The following is a 26,130-nucleotide window of genomic DNA, read 5'->3' on the forward strand; positions in this document are numbered from 1 at the left end:
AACTGATGAAATTGATGAAACTGCGCGAACAAATGCAAAAGCGGGAACTGGATTCCCTGCTGGTGACTAATCCGTATAATCTTCGTTTTATTACAGGCTTCACCGGAACGGCTGGGCTTGCGCTCATCACGCCGAATGATGCTTGGTTCATTACCGATTTCCGCTATACCGAACAGGCGGGAGAGCAAGTCACAGAATTTAAAGTGGTCCAAGCACAAAAAGGATTGATCGATGAAGTGGCGCGCATTGCTGGGGAAGCGGCAGTCGAGCGATTGGCATTCGAACAGGATTACATGACCTTTGCGACCTATTCGCAGTATCAGGAAAAATTATCTGCGACGCTCGAACCGGTCAGCGGGTTGATCGAAAAGCTTCGTATGGTGAAATCGCCTGAGGAACTTGAGGTGCTAAAAGCGGCAGCCAAGATCGCCGATGATGCATTTGAGCATATTTGCGATTATATCAAAGCCGGCATGACGGAACTGCAAGTCTCCAACGAATTGGAATTTTTCATGCGTTCACAAGGCGCAACTTCTTCTTCATTCGACATCATCGTCGCATCGGGCTTGCGTTCGGCATTGCCGCATGGCGTTGCATCCGACAAAAAAATCGAACAAGGCGACTTGATCACGCTCGATTTCGGCGCATTATACAACGGCTATGTCTCAGACATCACGCGCACGGTGGCAGTCGGCGAACCGTCCGACAAGCTCAAGGAAATTTATCAGGTGGTATTGGATTCACAAGTATTGGCACTTGAGAAAATCAAGCCGGGCATGACGGGAATCGAAGCAGATGCCATCGCACGCGATTACATCAAGTCGAAAGGCTACGGGGAAGCATTCGGGCATTCGACGGGCCATGGCATCGGCCTTGAAGTCCATGAAGGCCCAGGGTTGTCGTTCCGCTCCGAAACCGTCCTTGAACCCGGGATGGCTGTCACGGTCGAACCGGGCATCTATTTGCCGGGAATTGGCGGAGTGCGCATCGAAGATGATATACTGATTACCGAAACGGGGAATGAGCGCTTGACGCATTCTTCAAAAGAGCTTCGCATTTTATAACAAACGGAGGAACTATTATTATGATTTCAGTAAACGATTTTAAAACAGGATTGACCATCGAAGTGGACAACGATATTTGGCGCGTCATGGAATTCCAGCACGTCAAACCGGGCAAAGGGGCTGCATTTGTCCGTTCGAAGCTTCGCAATTTGCGTACCGGATCGGTCAATGAAAAGACATTCCGCGCTGGTGAAAAAGTCGCGAAAGCGCAAATCGACAACCGCAAAATGCAATATTTGTATGCGAATGGCGATATGCATGCATTCATGGACACAGAAACTTACGACCAGATCGAATTGCCGGAAAAGAGCATCGCATATGAACTGAAGTTCTTGCAGGAAAACATGGATGTACAAGTCATCCAATACCACGGCGAAGTGTTAGGCGTCGAACTGCCGAACACCGTCGTGTTGGAAGTTGCTGAAACGGACCCAGGCATCAAGGGAGATACGGCAAGCGGTGGATCAAAACCCGCAATCTTGACAACCGGGCTTTCTGTCCAGGTGCCATTCTTCATCAACCAAGGGGATAAACTAATCATCAATACGACCGATTCTTCATACGTTTCGCGTGCCCAATAAGTAGAAAAGGCCTCTTTTAAGGGGCCTTTTTTTAAAATGTCGGCCTTACTATTTCAAAATGATTCGAAAAAGTCTAAAATGATGAAGTAGCTAAAACTAATTACATAATAGGGGAGTAGGTATAACATGAAAATCCAGGAAATTCGCGAAATCATTAAATTGGTGGACCATTCATCCATCGACGAATTCAGCTATGAATTCGACGGTGTCAAAGTCAAGATGAAGAAAAATTCATCCAATCCTTCACAACCGGCAGCCGTGCAATCAAAAGCGGCAGAAGAGCCTGCACAGGCACCTGCACCAGCAGCTCCAAAACAAGCTGAAGCAGCTGAAGCGGCACCGACAGAACAGCCGGTCAAAACGGAAGCGGCTGGAACTGGCGACGCATCGAATGAAGACTTGCACAAAATCCTGTCTCCTATGGTGGGCACGTTCTATCAATCGCCATCACCGGAAGAAGAGGCTTATGTAGCTGTCGGGACGAAAGTTGCTGCAGACCAAGTCGTTTGCATCGTTGAAGCGATGAAGCTCTTTAACGAAATCGAAGCAGAAGTGGATGGGGAAATCGCTGAGATCCTAGTCAAAGATGGCCAATTGGTCGAATACGGTCAGCCTTTGTTCCTCGTAAAAGCAAACTAAGGGGGGCTGACAATGATGAAAAAAGTATTGATTGCCAACCGCGGGGAAATCGCCGTCCGGATCATCCGTGCATGCAAAGAGCTCGATATCCAAACGGTAGCGGTTTATTCAGAAGCGGATAAAGAAGCGCTCCATGTTGAATTAGCCGATGAAGCTTATTGCATCGGGCCAAAACTATCAAAAGACAGCTATTTGAACTTTTCCAATATCATCAGCGTCGCAAAACTGACGAATTGCGACGGCATTCATCCGGGTTATGGCTTTCTTGCCGAAAACTCGAGCTTTGCCGAATTATGCGAAGCGTGCGACATCATGTTCATCGGTCCGACAGCCGCGGCGATTTCGAAAATGGGCACAAAAGACGTAGCCCGCGAAACGATGCGCGCGGCAAATGTACCGGTTGTTCCGGGATCAACTGGAATCGTTGGAAGCGAAGAAGAAGGCTTAGAAATCGCCGAGAAGATCGGTTTTCCGGTCATCATCAAAGCGACCGCGGGCGGTGGCGGCAAAGGGATCCGCGTGGCGAGAACGCGTGAAGATTTCGTCAAAGGCTTGAATATGACGCAAAAAGAAGCAGCTGCAGCATTCGGCAACCCCGGCGTCTATATCGAGAAATTCATCGAGGAATTCCGCCATATCGAAATCCAAGTGCTTGCCGATTCGCATGGCAACGCCATCCATCTAGGAGAACGCGATTGCTCGATCCAGCGCCGCATGCAAAAGCTCGTCGAAGAAGCGCCGTCTCCTGCTTTATCAGCCGAACTAAGAGCTGAAATGGGCGAAGCAGCCGTAAAAGCAGCGCAAGCGGTCAATTACCGGGGCGCTGGGACGGTCGAGTTCATCTTTGACGTAGAAAACCAAAAATTCTACTTCATGGAAATGAATACACGCATCCAAGTCGAACACCCGGTCACCGAAATGATCACAGGCATCGATTTGATCCAGCAGCAATTGAAAGTCGCTTCTGGCGAAACACTTGCCTATAAACAGGAAGACGTGACGTTCAAAGGCTGGTCGATCGAATGCCGCATCAATGCCGAAAACCCGCTGAAGAACTTCATGCCTTCTGCAGGCCGAGTGGATATGTACTTGCCGCCAGGCGGTATGGGCGTGCGCGTCGATTCAGCGATGTATTCAGGCTATACAATCCCGCCGTATTACGATTCAATGGTAGCTAAGCTCATCACATTCGCTGATACGCGCGAAGAGGCCGTGGCCAAGATGAAGCGTGCGCTGGATGAATTCGTGGTAGAAGGCGTCTTCACGACCATTCCATTCCATCTCCGCCTCATGGATCATGAGGTATTCAAATCCGGGGATTTCAACACGAAATTCCTGGAAAAATACGATGTAATGGGCTCCTGAGGAGGAACATTCAAATGGCAGAAAAAGTAATCCCCTATGTAAAAATGAAATCACCCGGTGCGCAAGATCTCGGGAATATTGAAGTCGCGTCGGAAGTGTTGGAAATAATCGCCAGCATCGCTGCGACCGATATCGAAGGCGTTGCCAGCATGCGCGGCAATTTTGCTTCAGGCGTCGTTGAACGGTTGGGCAAAAAAGTCCACGGCAAAGGCATCAAAACCGAACTGTCGGATGAAGGCCTGGCGATTGACGTCTATTGCGTCATCGATTACGGCGTATCGATCCCGAATACTGCCAAAAAAATTCAAGAACAAGTCCGTCAGACCTTGGAGACAATGACTTCCCTGCAGACGCAGGAAGTGAATGTGCACATTACCGGTATACATTTCGACAATCCCCAAGTGGACTGATAAGCAGGCTGCCCGCACATGCTGACGCGTGTGTCGGCCAGCCTTCTTTTTTATGGATACGCTGTGCCCATGGTGATTTGTTGGAACATTTCAAACTTGGAAGTTCCACGGGATTACCTGTATAATGAGGGGATAATCAGCTTGAAAAAGGAGACCGGAATTATGATGAAACGACACGAAGCACGGGAAAAAGCGCTTCAGACGCTATTCCAGCTCGATGGAACCGAATTGACGATCGAAGAAGCGATGGAACATGTCATGGACGGGGAAACCGACCAGTTCTATAAACTGCTGGTAGAAGGCACCAACAGCAAGCAACAGGAAATCGACGAAAAACTGAAAGGCCATTTGCAAAACTGGTCACTCGAGCGCTTGCCGAAAGTCGAACGCACCATTTTACGCATGGCTGTTTTCGAACTTGAATATATGGACGATGCGCCGAGCCGCGTCGTGTTGAACGAAGCGATCGAGTTGAGCAAAACTTTTGGGGACGATAAATCAAGCCGTTTCGTCAACGGCGTGCTATCGAAATTCACTGACCAAACTGCGAACTAATCATTGGAGGAATCTACGTGACTGCTGAATTGATTGATGGAAAAGCCGTAAGCCTGAAAATTAAAGAGCGAGTGCAACAACGTGTAGAGAAACTGAAAACAAACGGAATCATCCCTGGCCTGTCGGTCATTTTAGTGGGCGATGATTCCGCTTCGCAAACCTATGTCAAAAACAAGAAGAAAACATGTGAATCACTGGGCATGCGTTCGGATCTTCATTTATACCCTGCTTCACTGACCGAGCAAGAGCTGCTCGAGAAAATTGAAGAATTGAATAACGATCCGGACATCCACGGCATTTTGGTGCAATTGCCGCTTCCTGCCCAAATCGACGAGTTCAAGATCATCACGGCAATCGCTCCTGAAAAGGATATCGACGGCTTCCACCCGATTTCAGTCGGCAATTTGATGATCGGCAAGGACACTTTTTTGCCATGTACGCCTCACGGAGTGGTGGTGCTTCTTGAGCATTACGGCATCGACCCCGCAGGCAAGCATGCTGTCGTCATAGGCCGCAGCAACATCGTCGGCAAGCCAGTCGGTCAATTGCTGCTGCAAAAAGATGCGACCGTGACCTATTGCCACTCAAAGACACCGGATTTGAAGGCGATGACCCAGCAGGCGGACATCATCATTGCGGCAATCGGCCGTGCAAAGTTCATCGTGGCAGACCATATTAAAGAAGGCGCGGTCGTCATCGATGTCGGCATGAACCGTGATGAAAATGGCAAGCTGTGCGGCGACGTCGATTTTGAGGCAGTGCGCGAGCGTGCCAGCTTCATCACCCCTGTGCCGGGCGGCGTTGGGCCAATGACCATTGCAATGCTGATGGAAAATACATTGCTGTCGGCTGAAAAAGGATTATCGAAAGACAAAGCTGCTGAAAGCGTGTAAAATGAATAGCAAATAGAGCTGTTTTTCGAAAGAAAGACAGCTTTTTACTTTCTATAGACAGGGGTTGACATTTTGGCGACCGACCCGTACTTAAGTGTTGCAGCGTTAACGAAATACATAAAAAAGAAATTCGATGCCGATCCTCATTTGCGTGATGTTTACGTAAAAGGGGAACTGTCGAACGTGAAAATCCATACGAGCGGGCATATTTATTTCACGTTAAAAGACCAGAAAGCACGCATGCCAGCGGTGATGTTCTCAGCGAAGGCTAAATCGATGAAGTTCCGTCCAGAAAGCGGCATGACCGTTCTGATCCGCGGGGATATCTCCGTATACGAAGCATCGGGGCAATACCAATTATATGCCCAGTCGATGCAGCCCGATGGCATCGGCGATTATTATTTGGCATTTGAACAGTTGAAAGAAAAGCTCAGCAAAGAAGGCTTATTTAATGCTGAGCGTAAACAGCAGCTGCCTGAGTTCCCTGAAAAAGTCGCAGTCATTACGGCACAGACTGGGGCTGCGGTGCGCGACATCATCACGACGCTCAGGCGGCGTTACCCGCTTGCGCGGATTGTGTTGTTTCCCACATTGGTGCAAGGGCAAGGGGCCGTCCAGTCGATTGTCCAATCGATCCAACAAGCCAACCGCACTGACAGCGACGTCTTGATCGTTGGGCGCGGCGGCGGGTCGATCGAAGATCTGTGGGCATTCAACGAAGAAGCAGTGGCGCGGGCGATTTACGATTCAAATATCCCGGTCATCTCTGCGGTCGGTCACGAAACCGATACGACAATCGCTGATTTTGTGGCCGATTTGCGTGCAGCTACCCCGACAGCCGCAGCAGAGCTCGCGGTTCCGAGCCGCATCGAGCTGCTCGAGCGCGTCATGGGGCAGCGCCAAGTAATGTTCAGGCTCATGTCGAACGATTTGGAACAGCGACGCATCCGCCTGACGCAGCTGCAAAATTCCTATCCGATGGCCTATCCGGACCGGCTTTACCGCCCTTTCATCGAACGCATCGAACGGGCAACGGATGCGCTGCAGCGTGAGACTGTGCTGACAGCCAGGCGTTCAAGCGACCGCTTGGCCATGCTTTCACGCCAATTGGAAAATCGCAAGCCGTCTGACCGCATCCGCCAGGCTGAGCGTGATTTAGCCAGTCTCGGAGACCGGCTCGACCAGCGCATCACCCAAGTCTTCCGGCAGCGGGACCAGCAATTGAAATCTGCGATCCGCACACTGGATGCGCTCAGTCCCTTGAAGATTATGGATAGGGGTTATGCGATTCCGTTTAAAGAAGGCGGAGTGGTGAAATCGGTTGATCAGCTGGAGCTTGGCGACCGGCTGAGCCTTTCATTGAAAGACGGGGACATCGAAACCGTCATCGAAGCGATTAACCCAAAAGATAAGGAGCGCGACTAAATGGCAGAAAATAACATGATGTTCAACGACGCAATGGAGCAGTTGGAGGAAATCGTCAAATTGCTCGAACAAGGCGATGTGCCGCTCGAAGAAGCGCTGACGCTTTACCAGAAAGGCATGGAGTTATCGAAGCTATGCCACGATAAATTGAAAAATGCCGAAACCCAGCTGGTGACAATGATGAAAGACGGAAAAGAAGTGCCTGCTGAAATCGAAGGGGAAGGTAATGCACAATGAACTTAAAACAATTCAGAACCCATTATGAACCGGTTATCCAGCAAGAGATGGCGGAATTGATCAGTGCATTGGCCATTCCGGAATCATTGAAGGAATCGATGCATTATTCGCTTCAGGCAGGTGGCAAACGCATCCGTCCGATGCTTGTGCTTGCCACCATGCATGAACAAGGCGCAGCCCACCCAGATGCTTTGAAAGTGGCAGCAGCGATCGAAATGATCCATACATATTCCTTGATCCATGATGATTTGCCGAGCATGGACAACGACGACTTGCGCCGCGGCATGCCGACCAATCATAAAGTGTTTGGGGAAGCTGTCGCTATTTTAGCGGGAGATGCCTTATTAACCTTGAGCTTTGGCATCTTGGCGCGTCTAGAAGACGTTACTGCGGAAGACAAAGTGCGGCTCATCGACTTATTATCGACAGCTGCTGGTGCAGAAGGCATGGTCGGCGGACAGGTTCTCGATATCGAAGGGGAAGAAAAGCAGTTGGGTTTGGAACAATTGGAGCAAGTGCATTTGTTGAAGACAGGGGCTTTATTGACCTATAGCATCATTTCAGGAGCCATCCTTGCAGGCGCAAATTCTGAGCAATTGGTGACGCTTTCAACTTTCGGCCGCCATCTCGGGTTGGCCTTTCAAATCCAGGATGATATCTTGGATGTCACAGGCACTTCCGAGGAACTCGGAAAAACAGCCGGCAAAGACGAAACGAGCGATAAAAGCACTTATCCCGGCATCTTGACCTTGCCGAAAGCGAAAGAAAAACTGGATTATCACGCACAACAAGCGCTCGATGCGCTTGCGGAACTACCTGGTGAACAGCAGCTATTGAAAGAATTGACCGAGCTGATCGTCCAGCGAAAAAGCTGAAAATAGGGCTCTTGTTTGTACATTTGCCCAGTCTTGCTATAATATGGGGAGACAACAATACAGGAAAATATAGAAAAAAGGTGTGTGATGGCAAATGGATCTTCATTCGATAACTGGTCCATCTTTCCTAAAAGAGCTGAATCCAGAGCAATTGGAGCTCTTAAGCGAAGATATCCGTCGATTTCTCATAGAAAATCTTTCGAAAACCGGTGGCCATATCGGCCCGAACCTCGGCGTGGTGGAATTGACGATTGCACTTCACCGTGTCTTCGACAGCCCAGACGACAAACTGATTTGGGATGTCGGGCATCAGTCCTATGTCCATAAAATTTTGACGGGGCGTGCAGATCAATTCGACACGCTGCGTAAATTCAAAGGCTTGTGTGGATTCCCGAAACGCAACGAAAGTGATCACGATGTCTGGGAAACCGGCCATAGCTCGACGTCGTTGTCCGCAGCAATGGGCATGGCGGCAGCTCGCGATATTAAAAAAGACAAAAATTACGTCATTCCGATTATCGGCGATGGCGCATTGACTGGCGGCATGGCATTCGAGGCGCTGAACCATATCGGGCATGCACAGACCGACATGACCGTTATCCTCAACGATAACGAAATGTCGATTGCACCGAATGTCGGGGCGCTCCATAGCGTTCTTGGGCGCATGCGGACTGCTGGAAAATACAATAAAGTCAAAGACGACCTTGAGTACTTGCTGAAAAAAGTGCCGGCAGTCGGAGGCAAGCTTGCTTCAACGGCAGAGCGCGTCAAAGACAGCCTGAAATATTTGGTCGTTTCCGGCATGTTCTTCGAAGAGCTCGGATTCACGTATCTCGGCCCGATCGACGGGCATGACCTTGAGGAACTTGAAGACAACCTGGAATATGCAAAGAAAACAAAAGGCCCTGTCCTGCTTCACGTCATCACGAAAAAAGGCAAAGGCTATTTGCCGGCTGAACAGGATAAAATCGGCACGTGGCACGGAATTGGGCCATATAAAATGGAAACTGGCGATTTGGTGAAATCTTCCTCTACAGCTCCTTCGTGGAGCGGCCTGATCGCTGAAACGACACGCAAGCTCGCGCGGACAGATGAGCGCATCGTCGCCATTACCCCAGCAATGCCTGTTGGATCTAAATTGGAAGGATTTGCCTCTGAATTCCCTGAGCGCATGTTCGATGTGGGTATCGCTGAACAACATGCGACCACGATGGCCGCAGGACTTGCAACGCAAGGGATGAAGCCATTCCTGGCCATTTATTCGACATTCCTGCAGCGTGCGTATGACCAAGTCGTCCACGATGTTTGCCGCCAGAACTTGAATGTCTTTATCGGCATCGACCGTTCGGGCCTTGTCGGAGCGGATGGCGAAACGCATCAAGGAGTATTTGATATCGCCTTCTTGCGCCATCTGCCCAACATGGTCGTGATGATGCCAAAAGACGAAAACGAAGGGCAGCATATGGTGAAAACGGCAATCGATTACAATGACGGCCCGATTGCATTGCGCTATCCGCGCGGCAACGGCCTCGGAGTGCCGATGGACGATGAGCTGAAGGCTATCCCAATTGGCAGCTGGGAAGTGTTGGAAAAAGGAAAGGATGCCGTCATCTTGGCATTCGGCACGACGATTCCAATGGCACTTCATGCAGCTGAGCAATTGCGCGAAGAAGGAATCCAGGTAGAGGTGGTCAACTCTCGCTTCATTAAACCGTTGGACGAAGAGATGCTCGCATCGATTTTCGGCCGCAATGTGCCAGTTCTGACGATCGAGGAAGCGGTATTGCAAGGCGGCTTCGGCAGTGCTGTACTTGAGTATGCGCACGATAACGGCCACGAGGGCGCTGTCATCGACCGTATGGGCATTCCAGACCTCTTCGTTGAGCACGGCGATGTTGCCGAGTTAATGGATGAAATCCACCTCAACAGCGACGAAGTGGTCAAGAAAGTGAAAATGCGTGTAAAGCAGAATTCACAACAGCAGGAGCGATCGAACGCTCTATGAATAAAGTGAGAAAAGAACGGGTGGATGTCCTGCTAGTAGAACGGGGCATTTGCGAAACACGTGAAAAAGCCAAGCGCGCCATCATGGCCGGGGTTATTTTCTCAGGCACTGAACGCCTTGAGAAACCCGGCGAAAAAATTCCTGAAGATGCGCCGCTTGAAAAAAAGGGCAACGATTTGCGCTATGTCAGCCGCGGAGGCTTGAAACTGGAAAAAGCGCTTGCTGAATTCGCCGTTACCGTGGAAGGCAAAATGATGCTTGATATCGGTTCATCGACTGGCGGCTTCACCGATTGCGCGTTGCAAAACGGCGCACGCCATGGCTACGCGCTCGATGTCGGCTATAACCAGCTGGCCTGGAAAATCCGCCAAGACCCGCGCGTGACTGTCATGGAGCGCACCAACTTCCGCCATTCGAAACCTGAAGATTTTCAGGAAGGCTTGCCGGAAGTGGCGACCATCGATGTTTCCTTCATTTCGCTGCGCATTATCCTGCCGGTGCTGAAGACCATTTTGGTCCCAGGCGGCGATTGCATCGCACTCGTTAAGCCGCAGTTTGAAGCAGGGCGTGACAAAGTCGGCAAAAAAGGCATCGTCCGCGACCCGAAAGTGCATCAGGAAGTGCTGCAAAAAGTAGCTGCCTATGCCATCGACTGCGGTTTCGAAGTAAAGGCCATGACTCATTCGCCGATAACCGGCGGTGAAGGCAATATCGAGTTTTTATTCCATCTTGTTTCCAATGAACAGGCAACAAAAAGTGAATTGCCGGATGCGCATTCGTTTGCTCAAACGGTCGAGCATGCCCATTCTGCATTCAAGGAAAAAAACACACAATCCAATTAACAGGGCAGGGGAATTTATTCCCTGCCCCTTTTTTCTGCCCGGCAGTTGAAAATGAGTGAAGCTTGCTCATAAGGGGTAAATAGTTCTAGTATGGGCAGGGAGTTTCCTTGTTTTCAAAGCGGTTTAGATGTACGATATAAAGCATATGGAATAATTATTCACTCAAGGGGGAGCACCATGAATAAAGGACAACGTCATATCAAAATCCGCGACTTGATTTCCAATCGCGAAATCGAAACGCAAGATGATTTGGTCGACTTATTGAAAGCTGCAGGCTATGAAGTGACGCAAGCGACCGTTTCGCGCGATATTAAGGAACTGCATTTGGTGAAAGTTCCTTTGCAGGACGGGCGCTATAAATACAGCTTGCCGGCGGATCAGCGCTTTAACCCAATGCAGAAACTGCACCGCGCGCTCACTGATGCATTCGTCAGCATTGATGGAGCCAGCCATTTTTTGGTCATGAAAACCTTGCCGGGCAATGCCCATGCCATCGGTTCATTGATCGACCATTTGGATTGGGAGGAAATTTTAGGGACCATCTGCGGTGATGATACATGTTTGATCATTTGCCGTGACGTGGAACACCGCGAAGTGCTGAAACAGCGTTTGATTGAAATGCTTTAATTAAAGAGGTGGATGTATATGCTGCGAGAATTGGATATCCGCAATTTTGCGATTATCGATACATTATCAGTCAGTTTTACAGAAGGCATGACAGTTTTGACAGGGGAAACCGGTGCAGGGAAATCGATCATCATCGATGCCGTGCACTTATTGGCCGGAGGGCGCGGAAGCCAGGAATTCATTCGCCACGGTGCCCAAAAAGCTGAGATTGAAGGCTTGTTTCATATCGAAGGCGAAAAGCATCCGGTCTATAAAAAACTAGAGGATTTTGGAATCCAGGTGAGCGACGGCGATGTTTTGCTGCGCCGGGAGTTGAATGGCAAAGGCAAGAACGTCTGCCGCATCAACGGCAAGCTCGTGACCATTTCCATTTTACGTGAAGTGGGGGCTGCGTTGATCGATATCCACGGCCAGCACGAGACGCAGGAATTGATGGATGAAAAGCAGCATCTTCATCTATTGGACCAATTTGCCGGAAAATTATTGACCAAAGCCAAAGAAGGCTATAGCCATACTTTTGAAAAATACACGAAATTAAAGCGTGAATTTGCCAGCTATAATGAAAACGAGCAGCAAATCGCACAGCGTATCGACTTGTTGACTTTCCAATTGCGTGAAATCGAAGAAGCCCAGCTCGTGCCAGGAGAAGAAGAAACTTTGCTGGAGGAACGCAAACGGCTGCAGAATTTTACCAAAATCTTCGAGTCGATTTCACAAGCCCATGAAGCGATTCAAGGGGAGTCGAAAGGGCTGGATTGGGTCGGCAATGCGATGAGCGAACTGGAACACGCCGCAGCGGTCGATGAACAATTCAAAGAAGCGTCGGAATCGGTTGCAGGGGCGTTCTATCAACTGCAGGACACGTCAACTGAGATCAAGCGCATCCTGGACCAATTGGAATTCGACCCGGAACGGCTCAATGAAATTGAACAGCGCGTGGCATTATTGCAATCGTTGAAACGCAAATACGGCGCGTCGGTCGAAGACATGTTATTGTATCAGGAAGAGCAGGCGGACGAACTCGATAAACTGCTCAACCGCGACCAGCGCCTGCGCCTCGACCAGGAGAAACTCAAGGAATTGACCGAGGATTTGCGCATCGAAGCGGAAGAACTGACGATGCTGAGAAAGCAGGCGGCAGCCAAATTATCAAAAGCGATCATGGAGCAATTAAAAGAGCTCCATATGGGCAAGGCTTCGTTTTCGGTGCAATTCAATTTGCTGCCTAAGGGCAAGTTTGACCGCTTTGGCCAGGACAGCATCGCATTCCATATTTCAACGAATGTCGGGGAACCTTTGAAGCCGCTGACAAAAGTAGCTTCAGGCGGTGAATTGTCGCGCATGATGCTTGCGCTGAAGACGATTTTTTCCAAGCACCAAGGCATCACATCAATTATTTTCGATGAAGTCGACACGGGAGTCAGCGGGCGCGTGGCCCAGGCGATTGCCGAGAAAATCGCCGCCATCGCCCGCCATTCACAAGTGTTGTGCATTTCCCATTTGCCACAAGTCGCTGCCATGGCAGACCAGCATTTGTTTATCGAGAAAAAAGTATCGAAAGACCGCACGACAACATCAGTGAAAGAACTGGCAGGGCGCAAGCGCACGGAAGAAATGAGCCGTATGCTGTCGGGGGCGGAAATCACCGAATTGACCTTACAGCATGCTGATGAATTGCTGACTTTGGCGAGGGACCGGAAGCTTTTGATGAAATAAGGGTCCGGAGCCTGTATTTTAGGAGAGAAAAATATGGAGAAAATAAAAATCGCCATTGCCGATGACAACCGCGAGCTTGTCGAATTGATGACCGAATTTCTCGAATCACAGCCGAATATGGAAGTGGTGGGCGTTGCTTACGATGGCAGGGAATGTATTGGCATACTGGAACAGACCGAAGCGGATATTTTGCTTCTCGACATCATCATGCCGTATCTCGATGGAATTGCGGTGCTTGATGTCTTGCGTTCCGATGAGCGCATGAGCAAGATCCATGTCATCATGCTTTCCGCATTTGGCCAGGAGTCGATCATGAGCCAAGCTGCTGATTACGGGGCTTCTTATTTCATTATGAAGCCATTCGAGACTGAGCGGTTGGTGGTCCAGATCAACCACATCATGAAAAATGGCGACCAAGCAGCTAAGGGCGGCATGGTGACAAAAGACGAACTCATTACCTTGAGATTGAAAGACATCGGCGTACCCCCGCATTTGAAAGGCTATATGTATTTGAAAGCAGCCGTGTCGATCGTCGTGGATGAACCTTCTGCACTTGGCAAAGTGACGAAAGAGCTGTACCCGAAAATCGCCTTGAAGTTCGATACGACGGCAGCGCGGGTCGAAAGATCGATTCGCCATGCCATCGGGCAAGTGTGGGTGCGCAGTGAATCCGTCGCGCATATCGCAAGCGTCTTCGGCTATAGTGAATCACACCTTCAGTCGAAGCCATCCAATTCCGAATTCATCGCCATGATCGTCGACAGCCTCGGCACGAATGAATAATGATCGGTACGAACCGGCGCCTATAAAAGGCACCGGTTTTTTTATTGTTGTGCGCGACAGCGCATCAGTAATAAATGTACTAAACTACATAAGGAAATATAGAAAAATCAAAAAATCGCCCACAAGAAAGCCAAACACTTGCAGCTTGTTAATGAGATGATAAAATAAATGATTAAAACTAGGCCCTATCTAAAAGGGGAGGAAACTATGTCTGAAATCGAAATCTATGCGCATCGCGGCGTCTCAGGCCATGCGCTTGAAAACACATGGCAGGCATTTGAATTGGCGCATCAATTGCAAGTTGGCATCGAGCTGGATATCCAGATGACCCGGGATGGAATTGCGATCATTTACCATGACGATCAATTAAAGCGATTGGCGGGGCTACAAGCAGATGTTTACAAAATGCCTTATGAATCGCTGAAGTCGCTGTCAATTCGCAAAAAGTTCAAGCGTTTCGGTCGCCACTCGATTCCGCTGGCTTACGAAGTAATTGACTGGGCAAAAAAGAAAAGCATTCCCTTAAATATTGAATTGAAGTCTTCCGTTGCCAGGCATCCGGAGGGTCCTGAAATCGTCTGCGCTTTATTGGAAGGTGCAAAAGATGTCCATCTCTCCTCTTTTGATGCGGAGCTTCTTAAAAAGATGAAAAGCTTAATGCCGCATATGGAAATAGCGTGGATCCTGAAACGCGCCATACAGTGGAACGAACTGGAGAATTGCCAGTGGTTCGATAGCTTTCACTTCCACAAAAGATTCCATAAGCCGAGATGGCTCGAACCGATAGCTAAATTGGATAAACCGGTGCGGCTTTATGGCATAGCGGGGAACGAGCGCATCTTGCGAAATCTTCATCCTTCTGTCAAAGGGATCATCACGGATTATCCTGCGCGCGTGAAAGCTCTATGGGAACAGGAAACAACGGAATTGCATCTGTAATAGCAAAAGAATGCCAGGAACCAAGGTTCCTGGCATTCTTTTTAGTTTGTTCAAATACTTGCAGTCATTTATCGCTTCTGGAACCGTTCAGATACATTGCCTTTTTTACGGTCGCGGTTTAACAGGAATCCAGCAAAAAAGCCGATGCCGATTACTGTAAAGAGCGTTCCAAGCGTAAATTGCATCCACAAGGCCGGATACGGTTCGAGCAATTTATTGAAAAGGGTATCCCGCATTAATTTAATGCCGTAAGCGGCCATCACACCAGGAATGAGCAAAATGATAAATGCAATCAATCGTCCCATCTATTCCACATCCTTCATGTTCCATTGTTTCCAATCTGCTCAAAGTTGTCAAGAATTGTCCCCTGCGGTAGTCTAGAAATATGTGTGCAGTCTATTGCATGAATCACAATAGAAAGGTTTGAAGATAATTGCAAAAAGTGATCATTATCGGCGGTGGAATCGGCGGGTCTGCGATCTTAAAATTGCTTGTCGAGTCCGGATGGTTTCATGTCGAAGGAGTCGCAGATATCCAAGCAGATGCGCCGGCATTAAAAGAAGCAGAAAAATTTCGCATTGCCACAGTCGCAGATTTCAAGGAATTGCCGAAAATGGTCGACATCGTCTTCAACGTAACCGGTGACGATGAATTGACGCAACGGCTGCGGCGCTATTATCCGCCGCGGACCGTTATCATTCCTGGCAGTGTCGCCAATATCTTTGTCCGCCTGATGGATGAGAAAGAACATTACATCAATCGATTGAGCAACGAGAGCCACAAAGGGTCGATCATTTTCAACTCAATTGATGAAGGCATGGTCGGCATCGATCTCGACAACCATATCCATTTCATCAACCGCAGTGCCGCACGGATGCTTTCGGTCAAGCAGGATGAAGCCATCGGCCGCCATATCCACGAACTGATTTCGATGAGCGAATTGCCGAGGATTATCGAAACGGGCAGGACGGAATTGAACCGGGAGCTTGAACTGAAAGACGGATCGAAAATCGTCACAAGCCGTTTCCCCATGATTGATGAAAACGGCGAATTAATTGGTGCGTTCGCAGTGTTCAAGGACATTACGGAAGTCGTTTCGCTCGCAGAGGAAATTACCGACTTGAAAGAAATCCAGACGATGCTGCAAGCGATCATTCAATCCAGCGATGATGCGATTTCGGTAGTGGATGAAAAAGGCAACGGCTTGCTTGTCAATCCGGCCTATACAAGAATCACGGGGCTTGAGATGGAGCAAGTGATCGACCGGCCGGCATCTGCGGATATCTCGGAAGGTGAAAGCATGCACTTCAAAGCTTTGCAAACCCGCAAGCCAGTGCGTGGCGTCAATTTAAAAGTCGGCCCTGCAAAACGGGAAGTCATTGTCAACGTAGCGCCGATAATCGTCGATAACCAGTTAAAAGGAAGCGTCGGAGTCATTCACGACACGACGGAGATCCGGTCGCTCATGAAAGAGCTGGACCGGGCGAGGAGCATCATCCGGACGCTTGAGTCAAAATATACATTCGACGACATCATCGGTTTATCTTCTGAGATGCAATTGTCGCTGCAGCAAGCGAAACTCGCAGCCCAGACGCTTGTGACGGTGCTGCTGCGCGGAGAATCAGGAACGGGCAAGGAATTGTTCGCCCACGCAATCCACAGCGACAGCGAGCGCCAATTCAACAAATTTGTTCGCGTCAATTGTGCGGCAGTGTCGAGCGAACAGCTCGATGCCGAATTGTTCGGGTACGAGGAAGGCGCGACGCTTGAAAGCCGAACCGGGGCGAAGCGCGGTTTGTTGGAAGAAGCGAATAATGGCAGCATCTTCCTCGATGAAATCGGGGAATTGTCACCGCAGATCCAAAGTAAATTGCTGCGCGTTTTGCAAGAACACGAAACGATGCGGATTGGCGGGACCAAACCGATTCCGGTCAATGTGCGTGTTATCGCATCGACCAATGCCAATATGGAAAAAGCGCTGCTAGACGGGACCTTCCGTGAAGATTTGTATTATCGGCTGAACCGCATGCCGATCTTGATCCCCCCGCTGCGCAGCAGGAAGCAGGACATTCCGCGCATCGTCGACCGTCTGTTGTTAAAGCTTAATCAGGAATACGGGCGGAATGTAGAAAGTGTGTCGGAGAAAGCTTTGCAGTTTCTGAAAATGTACGATTGGCCAGGCAATGTGCGGGAACTGGAAAATATCTTGAGCCGCTCGATGATTTTCATGCAGATGAACGACAAAACGATGACAGAAGAGCACATCCCTTTGGATATGCTGAAAGCGAAAGAAGCAAAGAACGAAGTGGTCATTCCAGCATCAGCTCCTCTGCAGGAGCAACTGGAAACAGTTGAGCGTGGAATCCTCCACAGAGCGTTGGAAGAAGCGAAAGGGAACAAGTCAAAAACTGCTAAACAGCTTCAAATTTCCTTGCGCACTTTATACTATAAATTGGAAAAATTCGGACTACTATAGGGTTTTGCAACTCCTTGCAAGGTTTTGCAATAATTTGCAAAGAGAACTACTGTATTTTGCAAATAAAACGCTTACATCCCTTATATCTCAGGCTTTCATCTGTTTTAATTAAAAAGAATGAGGTGATAGATATGACCACTTTACAGACCATCGTCGATGAAATCGACTTGCAGGAAGAGCACGCCGTGGCTGTGGCAGCAGCTGCTGACCACGCAGTATTGGAAGCCATTTCATTAGCGCTCGACCAGAATCTCGCAAGCTTTCATCTATATGATGATGAATCAACACTAAAGCAATTAATCGCTGCTGATTTCCCGCATTTGAAAGGCCATCCGAAACTGATGATCCATCATGCTAAGGGGCCTCAATTGGCGGCAAAAGAAGCGGTGCGGGCGGTTTTCATGAATGACGCCAGCGTCTTGATGAAGGGACATATCCCGACCGCAACCTTGATGAAAGCGGCACTCAATGCTGATTACGGCCTTCGCACAGGCTCGGTGCTGTCCCATGTAGCGGCTTTTGAAGTCGAAGGCTATGACCGGCTCATTTTCGTCACCGATGCCGGTATGAACCTTGAACCGTCGCTTCAGGAAAAAGCTCAAATCATCCGCAATGCCGTACAAGTGGCGCGGGCAACTGGTGTCGAATTGCCGATCGTCGCGGCCCTTGCGGCTGTGGAAGTCGTTAATCCTGCGATGGAGGCGACTTTGGATGCTGCAGCATTGACCGCCATGAACAAGCGCGGGCAAATTACGGATTGCATCGTTGATGGGCCGCTTGCCTTGGATAATGCAATTTCCGTTGAAGCGGCAAAGCATAAGCGCATCGAAGGGGATACGGCAGGGCATGCAGACATTTTGCTAGTGCCGAATATCGAAGCCGGCAACATCCTCTATAAATCGCTTGTCTATTTTTCCAAAGCAAAAGTTGGAGGCATCATTGCGGGAGCTAAAGCACCGATTGTCTTAACATCGCGCGCTGACAGTTCAGAAAGCAAATTATTTTCTCTCGCTTTAGCCTTGCGCTCAGCGACTTTATAAAGAGCAGCTTCAATTCAAGGGAACCCTTGAAGAACGGCGGCCAATAACCTTACAAGCAATAAAATAGCATAAACTACTAGGAGGAATTTACGATGGAAATTTTCAAAAAGATGGAAGAACACGATTACGAGCAATTGGTATTTTGCCAAGATAAAAATTCTGGTCTAAAAGCCATCATCTGCATCCACGACACGACGCTCGGGCCAGCACTTGGCGGCACGCGCATGTGGAACTACGAAACTGAAGAAGAAGCGATTGAAGACGCGATTCGCCTAGGGCGCGGCATGACTTACAAAAATGCAGCAGCCGGTCTTAACCTCGGCGGCGGAAAAACCGTTATCATCGGCGATCCATTGAAAGATAAAAATGAAGAAATGTTCCGCGCTTTTGGCCGTTTCATCCAAGGGTTGAACGGGCGTTACATCACAGCTGAAGATGTGGGTACAACTGTCGCTGACATGGACATAATCCACGAAGAAACTGATTTCGTTACAGGTATCTCACCGGCATTCGGTTCATCAGGCAACCCGTCACCTGTTACTGCTTATGGCGCTTACATCGGCATGAAAGCGGCAGCTATGGAAGCTTACGGCGATGATTCACTAGAAGGCAAAACAGTAGCAGTACAAGGCGTCGGAAACGTCGCTTACCCGCTATGCGAATACTTGCACAAAGAAGGCGCGAAATTGATTGTCACTGACATCAACAAAGAAGCGGTTCAACGTGCTGTTGAAGCATTCGGCGCTACTGCTGTCGAGCCAAACGAAATCTATTCGGTAGAGGCGGATATTTTCGCGCCGTGTGCAATGGGTGCCATCATCAACGATGAGACAATTCCACAATTGAAAGTGAAAGTGGTCGCAGGATCTGCGAATAACCAATTGAAAGAACAGCGCCACGGCGATGAGCTCGAAGCACGCGGCATCGTTTACGCACCGGACTTCGTTATCAACTCAGGCGGTGTCATCAACGTAGCGGATGAGCTTTATGGCTACAATAACGAACGTGCGATGAAACGCGTCGAAACGATCTACGACAGCATTACACGCATTTTTGAAATTGCCAAACGCGACGGAATTCCAAGTTATATTGCAGCTGACCGCATGGCGGAAGAGCGCATTGAGCGCGTACGCAACTCAAGAAGCCAATTCTTGCGCAACGGCCACGGCCATGACATTTTAAGCAGACGCTAAGATTGAAGAAAGAAACGGAGGAATCGATGTGCAAAAACAGCTGAATCGAATTCTGGTCATTAACCCCGGCTCAACTTCGACAAAGATCGGCGTTTTTGACAACGATGTCCAGATCCTTGAAAAGACTATCCGCCACTCGACAGAAGAGCTGGCGGATTTCCCTGCCATTATTGACCAGTTTCAATTTCGAAAACAAAATATATTAGAAGCGCTTGATGAGGAAGGCATGAACGTCTCGAAACTTTCTGCGGTATGCGGAAGAGGGGGATTGCTGCGGCCGATTGAAGGCGGAACCTACGCCGTCAACGAAGTGATGCTCGAAGACTTGCGCGAAGGCTATTCCGGCCAGCACGCTTCCAATCTCGGCGGCATTATCGCCCATGAAATTGCCGAAGGGCTTAATATCCCGGCATTTATCGTCGATCCAGTCGTCGTCGATGAATTGTCACCTGTAGCGCGCATTTCCGGCTTTTCATTGATCGAGCGAAAATCGATCTTTCATGCCCTGAACCAAAAGGCAGTCGCAAGGCGCTATGCGAAGGAATCAGGGCGCGCATATAAAGACCTGCGCCTCATCGTCACGCATATGGGCGGGGGCATCACGGTCGGCGTGCATGAAGATGGCAAAGTCGTTGATGTCAATAACGGCTTGCATGGCGACGGCCCTTTCAGCCCAGAGCGGGCAGGGACCGTGCCGGCAGGCGATTTGGTCGAATTGTGTTTTTCGGGCCAATATTACCGCCACGAAATCATGAAAAAACTAGTCGGGCAAGGTGGATTAGTTGGCTATCTTGGCACGAATGACGCCGTGACGGTCGAAAAACGCATTCAAAAAGGTGATAAAGAAGCAGCGTTGATTTACGATGCGATGGCTTATCAAGTCGCGCGGGAAATCGGTTCTGCAAGCGCCGTGTTAAAAGGGCAAGTCGATGCCATCATCTTAACGGGTGGCCTCGCTTATGGAAAAGACTTCGTTAAATCGATCTCAGACCGGATTTCTTGGATCGCCGATGTCGTCGTCCATCCCGGCGAAAACGAACTGCAAGCACTCGCAGAAGGCGCCAGCCGAGTCCTCGACGGCGAAGAACAAGCTCGAATCTATCCAAACGGTTAATCATTCCAAAGGAGGAATACCCCATGGCTCAAAATTACGATGTCGTCATCCTAGGCGGCGGTACGGGCGGTTATGTAGCGGCAATCCGCTCAGCCCAGCTCGGCCTCAAAACTGCGATTGTCGAAAAAGGAAAACTGGGCGGCACATGCTTGCACCAAGGCTGCATCCCAAGTAAAGCATTGCTCCGCAGTGCGGAAGTGTATGCAACAACCAAAAACCACGCAGCCGACTTTGGCGTTAACACGGGTGAAGTTTCACTCGATTTCTCACGCGTTCAACAGCGCAAACAAGGAATCGTCGACCAGCTCCATGCCGGCGTACAAGGCTTGATGAAAAAAGGCAAAATCGATGTTTACGAAGGTATTGGCCGTATTCTTGGGCCATCGATTTTCTCGCCAAACCCAGGAACGATTTCCGTCGAAATGAACAACGGCGAAGAAAACGAGATGCTCATTCCGAACAACGTTATTATCGCTACCGGTTCCCGTCCACGCACGTTGCCGGGCCTTGATATCGATGGGGAAGTAGTCATGAGTTCTGAAGAAGCGCTCGCGATGACCGAATTGCCAAAATCCATTTTAATTGTTGGTGGAGGCGTTATCGGAATTGAATGGGCATCAATGCTTAATGATTTCGGCGTCGATGTGACGGTGCTTGAATACGCAGACCGCATCATACCGTCAGAAGACAAAGACATCTCCAAAGAAATGCAGAAACTATTGAAGAAAAAAGGCGTCAAATTCGCAATAAGCGCGAAAGTTTTGCCAGAAACCGTTGAAAAAGGCGATGGCCAAGTTTCAATCCAAGCCGAAATCAATGGCAGCAACGAAACTTTCACTGCTGAAAAAATGCTGGTATCGGTCGGACGCCAAGCGAATGTGGAAAATATCGGAATTGAAAACACGGATATCCTCATCGAAAAAGGCTTTATCCACGTGAAGAACACGTTCCAAACAAAAGAATCCCATATTTACGCAATCGGCGACGTCATCGGCGGCATGCAGCTGGCTCACGTAGCTTCTCACGAAGGCATTACAGCTGTTGAGCATATTAAAGGCAACGCGCCGCATGCTATCAATTACGATCTAGTATCTCGCGCTGTCTATTCGAATCCCGAAGCGGCAAGCGTTGGCATTACGGAAGACCAAGCGAAAGAGCAAGGCTATGAATTGAAAACCGGAAAATTCTCATTCAAGGCGATCGGCAAAGCGCTGGTCTACGGAGAATCGGATGGCTTCGTGAAAATCATTGCAGATAAAGAAACGAACGATATCCTCGGCGTCCATATGATCGGCCCACACGTGACGGACATGATCTCAGAAGCCGGGCTTGCCATGGTACTCGACGCAACGCCATGGGAAATTGCAGATACCATCCACCCGCACCCGACGCTTTCAGAGGTCATGGGCGAAGCAGCTTTAGCCGTAGACGGCAAAGCGATTCATAGTTAAAGGAGGAAATTCAATGGCTACGAAACACGAAGAAGTAGGTTTGACGAACGAAGATGTCTTGAAAATATATGAAACGATGTTGACGGCACGCCGCGTCGATGAACGCATGTGGCTCCTGAACCGTGCAGGGAAAATTCCTTTCGTTATTTCTTGCCAAGGACAGGAAGCAGCACAAGTAGGAGCTGCTTATGCGCTCGACAACACGAAAGATTACGTCGCGCCTTATTACCGCGACCTTGGTGTGGTCATCCACTTCGGCATGACGCCGAAAGACCTGATGCTGTCGGCATTTGCCAAAGCAGAAGATCCAAACTCCGGCGGCCGCCAAATGCCTGGGCATTTCGGCCAGAAGAAAAACCGCATCCTGACAGGTTCTTCGCCTGTAACGACGCAGCTGCCGCATGCAGTGGGCGTTGCGCTGGCTGGAAAAATGAAGAAACAGGATTTCATTACATTTAATACACTCGGGGAAGGTTCTTCCAACCAAGGCGATTTCCACGAAGGCTTGAACTTTGCCGGCGTCCATAAATTGCCGGTCATCACGATGGTCGAAAACAACCGCTATGCGATTTCTGTGCCCTTTGAACGCCAAGTGGCAAGCAAAAACGTTTCGGATCGTGCGGCAAGCTATGGCATGCCAGGTGTCACAATCGATGGAAACGACCCGATCGAAGTGTACAAGCACGTAAAAGAAGCAGCAGACCGCGCACGCAACGGCGAGGGCCCGAGCTTGATCGAGACGGTTTCAGAACGCATGACGGCCCACTCATCTGATGATGACCATCGCCAATACCGTTCAGCGGACGAACTCGCTGCACAAAAAGAAAAAGACCCGATCCTGTTGTTCGGTGCTTATTTGAAAGAAAACGGCATCATGAACGACGATCTTGAAAAAGAAATCAACGACCGCATCATGGCGTTGGTCAACGAAGCGACAGACTATGCAGAAAACGCGCCATATGCAAAAGCAGAAAGTGCAATGGAACACGTCTATGCTGAAGAAGGAGGAAACGAATAATGGCAGTTATGAGTTATATCGATGCCATCACGCTTGCCATGAAAGAAGAAATGGCACGTGACGAAAACGTTTTCGTGCTCGGGGAAGATGTCGGGAAAAAAGGCGGCGTTTTCAAAGCGACGCAAGGGCTTTACGACGAATTCGGCGAAGACCGCGTAGTTGACACGCCACTCGCTGAATCGGCTATTGCAGGTGTTGGAATCGGAGCCGCGATGTATGGCCTGCGCCCAATCGCTGAATTCCAGTTCGCGGATTTCATCATGCCGGCAGTCAACCAAATCATTTCAGAAGCTTCACGCATTCGCTACCGTTCAAACAATGACTGGTCTTGCCCAATCGTCTTCCGTGCCCCATTTGGCGGCGGCGTCCACGGCGCTTTGTACCATTCGCAATCGGTCGAAGCGGTATTTGCCAACCAGCCTGGATTGAAAATTGTCATCCCATCCACACCATATGACGCGAAAGGGCTATTAAAAGCCGCGATCCGCGACGAAGATCCGGTCATGTTCTTCGAGCACAAGCGCGCTTACCGCTTGATCAAAGGCGAAGTGCCGGAAGATGATTACACAATCGAAATCGGTAAAGCCGATGTTAAACGCGAAGGCGAAGACATCACCGTTATCACGTACGGATTAGCTGTCCACTTCGCGTTGCAAGCTGCAGAGCGCCTGGCTGAAGATGGCTACTCAGTTCACATTCTGGATCTGCGCACCATCTATCCATTGGATAAAGAAGGCATCATCGAAGCAGCGAAAAAGACCGGAAAAGTCCTGCTTGTCACAGAAGACAATAAAGAAGGAAGCATCATCGGAGAAGTAGCAGCAATCATCGCTGAAAACTGCCTATTCGACCTTGACGCGCCGATCAAGCGTCTCGCTGGACCGGACATCCCGGCGATGCCGTACGCACCGACCATGGAGAAATTCTTCATGATCAACCCGGACAAAGTAGAAAAAGCCATGAGAGAACTAGCTGAGTTTTAAGAAGAAAAGCGGAGTTGCCCATCTAGCCCCGACAAGCGCTGGAGGTCATGTCAGCACTGGCGCTTTTTGCCAGTGCAGGCGGGACCGAAGCGACCTCGAGGGGCTGGGCAACGGAGCTGGACAGAAGAAAAGCGGAAATGGCCGGTAAGGTTCGACAGGCATAAGACAGGCTGGCGAAGCAGCGCTTTTTGCTGCATAGCCAGAATGGCTTATGACCCGAGAAGCTGGCCATTGCAGCTAGACAGAAGAAAAGCGCAGTTGCCCATCTAGTCCCGACAAGCGCTGGAGGTCACGCCAGCACTGGCGCTCTTTGCCAGTGCAGGTGGGGCCGAAGCGACCTCGAGGGACTGGGCAACGGAGTTAGACAGAAGAAAAGCGGAAATGGCCGGTAAGCTTCGACAGGCATAGGCCTGAGGAGCTGGCCGTTAACGCATAACCCTTATAAATGAATATGCATCACAGATTGAAAAGGAGGAATCCCTTTGGCTATTGAAAAAATCACGATGCCCCAACTTGGCGAAAGTGTGACAGAAGGCACAATCGAAAAATGGCTCGTCCAGCCAGGCGACCATGTAAACAAGTATGACCCGTTGGCGGAAGTCAATACCGATAAAGTAACAGCAGAAGTTCCTTCATCCTTTACAGGGACGATCAAGGAATTGATTGCATCTGAAGGCGATACATTGGAAGTCGGCGAAGTGGTCTGCACCATCGAAACTGAAGGTGGAGATTCTGAACCAGTTGAAGAAGCAAAACCCGCTGAAGGAGAAAAAGCCAATGAAATGCCGGCTGCAGGAGCCGCACCGACCAAAAAGCTCGAAGGTGAAAAAGGCTCTTCAAAACCAGCGAAGCCACAAGGCGGCAAAGCACGTTATTCACCGGCTGTTCTTCGACTCGCACAAGATCACGATATCGACTTGAACCAAGTTGAAGGATCCGGAAACGAAGGCCGCATCACGCGCAAGGATTTGATGCAATTGATCGACAGCGGCAACATCCCGCAAGCTGGCGGCGAAACTACACAAGCGGCTCAAGCAACTGAGTCAAAAGAGCCTGCTCAACCAGCTGCGCCGCAACAAGCACCAAAAGCCCCAGCTGCCAAGGAAGAATCGATTGAATCGGCTCCTGGCGATATCGAAATCCCAGTCACCGGCGTGCGTAAAGCGATTGCAGCGAATATGCTCAAGAGCAAGCACGAAGCACCGCATGCGTGGATGATGATCGAAGTTGACGTGACAGACCTTGCGCAATTCCGTGATTCCATCAAAGGCGATTTCAAGAAAAAAGAAGGATTCAATATCACGTATTTCGCTTTCTTCGTCAAAGCGATCTCCCAAGCATTGAAAGAATTCCCAATGATGAACTCGATGTGGGCAGGAGACAAGATCATCCAGAAGAAAGACATCAACATCTCGATCGCTGTCGCTTCGGATAATGCCTTGTTCGTTCCAGTTATCAAGAACGCTGATGAAAAATCCGCGAAAGGCATTGGCCGCGAAATCAACGAACTGGCGCAAAAAGCGCGCACAGGCAAGTTGAAGTCGGCTGATATGCAAGGCGGCACGTTCACCGTCAACAACACCGGTTCATTCGGTTCTATCCAGTCAATGGGCATCATCAACCACCCGCAAGCTGCGATTATCCAAGTGGAGTCGATCGTTAAGCGTCCAGTCATCATGGATGGCGGCATGATCGCTGCACGCGATATGGTGAACTTATGCCTGTCGCTCGATCACCGTGTGCTCGACGGCCTCGTGTGTGGACAATTTTTGGCTCGCGTCAAAGAAATTCTCGAAAAAATGAACAAAGACAATACATCTGTGTATTGATGAAAAGTTTGGAGTCTTCGGACTTCAAGCTTTTTTTTCTTTCAGTAACTTGCTGTGTCAGGTAAAATGA

Annotated in this window: 25 protein-coding genes; 24 read left to right on the top strand and 1 reads right to left on the bottom strand. The window is 49.5% G+C overall.

Going from position 1 to position 26,130, the window contains the following annotated elements; genetic code table 11:
• Positions 1 to 5: 5 nt before the first annotated feature.
• The 16 genes from G3255_RS08205 to G3255_RS08280 all read left to right on the top strand — a co-directional run bounded on the left by G3255_RS08205 (position 6) and on the right by G3255_RS08280 (position 14,956).
• Entirely contained in the window at positions 6 to 1,064 is a 1,059-nt protein-coding gene (locus tag G3255_RS08205; RefSeq protein WP_211654027.1) for a M24 family metallopeptidase, read from the top strand.
• Between the two features lie 20 nt (positions 1,065 to 1,084).
• A complete protein-coding gene (gene efp, locus G3255_RS08210; RefSeq protein WP_211654028.1) occupies positions 1,085 to 1,645 on the top strand; it encodes an elongation factor P in 561 nt (186 codons plus the stop codon).
• Positions 1,646 to 1,771: 126 nt separating this feature from the next.
• Positions 1,772 to 2,284: an acetyl-CoA carboxylase biotin carboxyl carrier protein gene (accB, locus tag G3255_RS08215; RefSeq protein WP_211654029.1), complete on the top strand. Its 513-nt coding sequence runs from the start codon at positions 1,772 to 1,774 to the stop codon at positions 2,282 to 2,284.
• Between the two features lie 12 nt (positions 2,285 to 2,296).
• The gene (gene accC / locus G3255_RS08220; protein WP_211654030.1) at positions 2,297 to 3,649 is read left to right on the top strand and encodes an acetyl-CoA carboxylase biotin carboxylase subunit; all 1,353 of its coding nucleotides are present in this window, start codon (positions 2,297 to 2,299) and stop codon (positions 3,647 to 3,649) included.
• A 14-nt stretch (positions 3,650 to 3,663) separates the two neighbouring features.
• A complete protein-coding gene (locus tag G3255_RS08225; RefSeq protein ID WP_058380877.1) occupies positions 3,664 to 4,059 on the top strand; it encodes an Asp23/Gls24 family envelope stress response protein in 396 nt (131 codons plus the stop codon).
• Between the two features lie 165 nt (positions 4,060 to 4,224).
• Entirely contained in the window at positions 4,225 to 4,614 is a 390-nt protein-coding gene (gene nusB / locus G3255_RS08230; protein WP_211655799.1) for a transcription antitermination factor NusB, read from the top strand.
• Positions 4,615 to 4,631: 17 nt separating this feature from the next.
• Positions 4,632 to 5,507, top strand: a complete 876-nt coding sequence (gene folD, locus G3255_RS08235) for a bifunctional methylenetetrahydrofolate dehydrogenase/methenyltetrahydrofolate cyclohydrolase FolD (protein WP_211654031.1) — start codon at positions 4,632 to 4,634, stop codon at positions 5,505 to 5,507.
• Positions 5,508 to 5,579: 72 nt separating this feature from the next.
• Complete coding sequence (gene xseA, locus G3255_RS08240) at positions 5,580 to 6,932, top strand: exodeoxyribonuclease VII large subunit (protein ID WP_211654032.1); 1,353 nt, start codon at positions 5,580 to 5,582, stop codon at positions 6,930 to 6,932.
• Entirely contained in the window at positions 6,933 to 7,169 is a 237-nt protein-coding gene (gene xseB / locus G3255_RS08245; protein WP_058380874.1) for an exodeoxyribonuclease VII small subunit, read from the top strand.
• Positions 7,166 to 8,044: a polyprenyl synthetase family protein gene (locus tag G3255_RS08250; protein ID WP_211654033.1), complete on the top strand. Its 879-nt coding sequence runs from the start codon at positions 7,166 to 7,168 to the stop codon at positions 8,042 to 8,044. The genes xseB and G3255_RS08250 overlap by 4 nt, the downstream gene beginning before the upstream one ends.
• A 94-nt stretch (positions 8,045 to 8,138) precedes the next feature.
• Complete coding sequence (gene dxs / locus G3255_RS08255) at positions 8,139 to 10,049, top strand: 1-deoxy-D-xylulose-5-phosphate synthase (RefSeq protein ID WP_211654034.1); 1,911 nt, start codon at positions 8,139 to 8,141, stop codon at positions 10,047 to 10,049.
• Positions 10,046 to 10,891 carry a TlyA family RNA methyltransferase gene (locus G3255_RS08260; RefSeq protein ID WP_211654035.1) on the top strand — a complete coding sequence of 282 codons (846 nt, stop codon included), beginning with the start codon at positions 10,046 to 10,048 and terminating at the stop codon, positions 10,889 to 10,891. Before dxs ends, G3255_RS08260 begins: the two co-directional genes overlap by 4 nt.
• 177 nt (positions 10,892 to 11,068) lie before the next feature.
• Complete coding sequence (ahrC, locus tag G3255_RS08265) at positions 11,069 to 11,518, top strand: transcriptional regulator AhrC/ArgR (protein WP_058380870.1); 450 nt, start codon at positions 11,069 to 11,071, stop codon at positions 11,516 to 11,518.
• 18 nt (positions 11,519 to 11,536) lie between these two features.
• A complete protein-coding gene (gene recN / locus G3255_RS08270; protein ID WP_211654036.1) occupies positions 11,537 to 13,234 on the top strand; it encodes a DNA repair protein RecN in 1,698 nt (565 codons plus the stop codon).
• A gap of 33 nt (positions 13,235 to 13,267) precedes the next feature.
• The gene (spo0A, locus tag G3255_RS08275; RefSeq protein WP_211654037.1) at positions 13,268 to 14,017 is read left to right on the top strand and encodes a sporulation transcription factor Spo0A; all 750 of its coding nucleotides are present in this window, start codon (positions 13,268 to 13,270) and stop codon (positions 14,015 to 14,017) included.
• A gap of 207 nt (positions 14,018 to 14,224) precedes the next feature.
• The gene (locus G3255_RS08280) at positions 14,225 to 14,956 is read left to right on the top strand and encodes a glycerophosphodiester phosphodiesterase (protein WP_211654038.1); all 732 of its coding nucleotides are present in this window, start codon (positions 14,225 to 14,227) and stop codon (positions 14,954 to 14,956) included.
• A gap of 68 nt (positions 14,957 to 15,024) precedes the next feature.
• On the opposite strand, the gene G3255_RS08285 is transcribed toward G3255_RS08280, so the two are convergent.
• The gene (locus tag G3255_RS08285) at positions 15,025 to 15,261 is read right to left on the bottom strand and encodes a DUF2627 domain-containing protein (protein WP_101190263.1); all 237 of its coding nucleotides are present in this window, start codon (positions 15,259 to 15,261) and stop codon (positions 15,025 to 15,027) included.
• A 128-nt stretch (positions 15,262 to 15,389) separates the two neighbouring features.
• Between G3255_RS08285 and G3255_RS08290 the strand changes: the two genes are divergently transcribed.
• The 8 genes from G3255_RS08290 (at position 15,390) to G3255_RS08325 (ending at position 26,060) form a co-directional block, all read left to right on the top strand.
• Entirely contained in the window at positions 15,390 to 17,432 is a 2,043-nt protein-coding gene (locus G3255_RS08290) for a sigma-54 interaction domain-containing protein (protein ID WP_211654039.1), read from the top strand.
• Between the two features lie 107 nt (positions 17,433 to 17,539).
• Entirely contained in the window at positions 17,540 to 18,472 is a 933-nt protein-coding gene (gene yqiS, locus G3255_RS08295) for a phosphate butyryltransferase (protein ID WP_349291462.1), read from the top strand.
• A gap of 92 nt (positions 18,473 to 18,564) precedes the next feature.
• On the top strand, positions 18,565 to 19,665 hold the full coding sequence (locus G3255_RS08300) for a Leu/Phe/Val dehydrogenase (RefSeq protein WP_211654041.1): 1,101 nt from the start codon (positions 18,565 to 18,567) through the stop codon (positions 19,663 to 19,665).
• Between the two features lie 28 nt (positions 19,666 to 19,693).
• Entirely contained in the window at positions 19,694 to 20,779 is a 1,086-nt protein-coding gene (buk, locus tag G3255_RS08305) for a butyrate kinase (RefSeq protein ID WP_211654042.1), read from the top strand.
• A gap of 23 nt (positions 20,780 to 20,802) precedes the next feature.
• Positions 20,803 to 22,230, top strand: a complete 1,428-nt coding sequence (gene lpdA / locus G3255_RS08310; RefSeq protein WP_211654043.1) for a dihydrolipoyl dehydrogenase — start codon at positions 20,803 to 20,805, stop codon at positions 22,228 to 22,230.
• 13 nt (positions 22,231 to 22,243) lie between these two features.
• The gene (locus tag G3255_RS08315) at positions 22,244 to 23,248 is read left to right on the top strand and encodes a thiamine pyrophosphate-dependent dehydrogenase E1 component subunit alpha (protein WP_211654044.1); all 1,005 of its coding nucleotides are present in this window, start codon (positions 22,244 to 22,246) and stop codon (positions 23,246 to 23,248) included.
• Entirely contained in the window at positions 23,248 to 24,231 is a 984-nt protein-coding gene (locus G3255_RS08320; RefSeq protein WP_058380859.1) for an alpha-ketoacid dehydrogenase subunit beta, read from the top strand. Before G3255_RS08315 ends, G3255_RS08320 begins: the two co-directional genes overlap by 1 nt.
• A 482-nt stretch (positions 24,232 to 24,713) precedes the next feature.
• Positions 24,714 to 26,060, top strand: coding sequence for a dihydrolipoamide acetyltransferase family protein (locus tag G3255_RS08325; RefSeq protein WP_211654045.1), 1,347 nt, complete (start codon positions 24,714 to 24,716; stop codon positions 26,058 to 26,060).
• The last annotated feature ends 70 nt before the right edge of the window (positions 26,061 to 26,130 follow it).

This window comes from Planococcus sp. MSAK28401, from assembly GCF_018283455.1.
Lineage (GTDB): Bacteria > Bacillota > Bacilli > Bacillales_A > Planococcaceae > Planococcus > Planococcus alpniumensis.

Bases quoted from the DNA above. Each gene is read 5' to 3' on its own strand.
- G3255_RS08205 (WP_211654027.1), top strand. From the start codon at position 6: ATGAAATTGATGAAACTGCGCGAACAAATGCAAAAGCGGGAACTGGAT.
- efp (WP_211654028.1), top strand. From the start codon at position 1,085: ATGATTTCAGTAAACGATTTTAAAACAGGATTGACCATCGAAGTGGAC.
- accB (WP_211654029.1), top strand. From the start codon at position 1,772: ATGAAAATCCAGGAAATTCGCGAAATCATTAAATTGGTGGACCATTCA.
- accC (WP_211654030.1), top strand. From the start codon at position 2,297: ATGATGAAAAAAGTATTGATTGCCAACCGCGGGGAAATCGCCGTCCGG.
- G3255_RS08225 (WP_058380877.1), top strand. From the start codon at position 3,664: ATGGCAGAAAAAGTAATCCCCTATGTAAAAATGAAATCACCCGGTGCG.
- nusB (WP_211655799.1), top strand. From the start codon at position 4,225: ATGAAACGACACGAAGCACGGGAAAAAGCGCTTCAGACGCTATTCCAG.
- xseB (WP_058380874.1), top strand. From the start codon at position 6,933: ATGGCAGAAAATAACATGATGTTCAACGACGCAATGGAGCAGTTGGAG.
- G3255_RS08250 (WP_211654033.1), top strand. From the start codon at position 7,166: ATGAACTTAAAACAATTCAGAACCCATTATGAACCGGTTATCCAGCAA.
- dxs (WP_211654034.1), top strand. From the start codon at position 8,139: ATGGATCTTCATTCGATAACTGGTCCATCTTTCCTAAAAGAGCTGAAT.
- G3255_RS08260 (WP_211654035.1), top strand. From the start codon at position 10,046: ATGAATAAAGTGAGAAAAGAACGGGTGGATGTCCTGCTAGTAGAACGG.
- ahrC (WP_058380870.1), top strand. From the start codon at position 11,069: ATGAATAAAGGACAACGTCATATCAAAATCCGCGACTTGATTTCCAAT.
- recN (WP_211654036.1), top strand. From the start codon at position 11,537: ATGCTGCGAGAATTGGATATCCGCAATTTTGCGATTATCGATACATTA.
- spo0A (WP_211654037.1), top strand. From the start codon at position 13,268: ATGGAGAAAATAAAAATCGCCATTGCCGATGACAACCGCGAGCTTGTC.
- G3255_RS08280 (WP_211654038.1), top strand. From the start codon at position 14,225: ATGTCTGAAATCGAAATCTATGCGCATCGCGGCGTCTCAGGCCATGCG.
- G3255_RS08285 (WP_101190263.1), bottom strand. From the start codon at position 15,261: ATGGGACGATTGATTGCATTTATCATTTTGCTCATTCCTGGTGTGATG.
- G3255_RS08300 (WP_211654041.1), top strand. From the start codon at position 18,565: ATGGAAATTTTCAAAAAGATGGAAGAACACGATTACGAGCAATTGGTA.
- lpdA (WP_211654043.1), top strand. From the start codon at position 20,803: ATGGCTCAAAATTACGATGTCGTCATCCTAGGCGGCGGTACGGGCGGT.
- G3255_RS08315 (WP_211654044.1), top strand. From the start codon at position 22,244: ATGGCTACGAAACACGAAGAAGTAGGTTTGACGAACGAAGATGTCTTG.
- G3255_RS08320 (WP_058380859.1), top strand. From the start codon at position 23,248: ATGGCAGTTATGAGTTATATCGATGCCATCACGCTTGCCATGAAAGAA.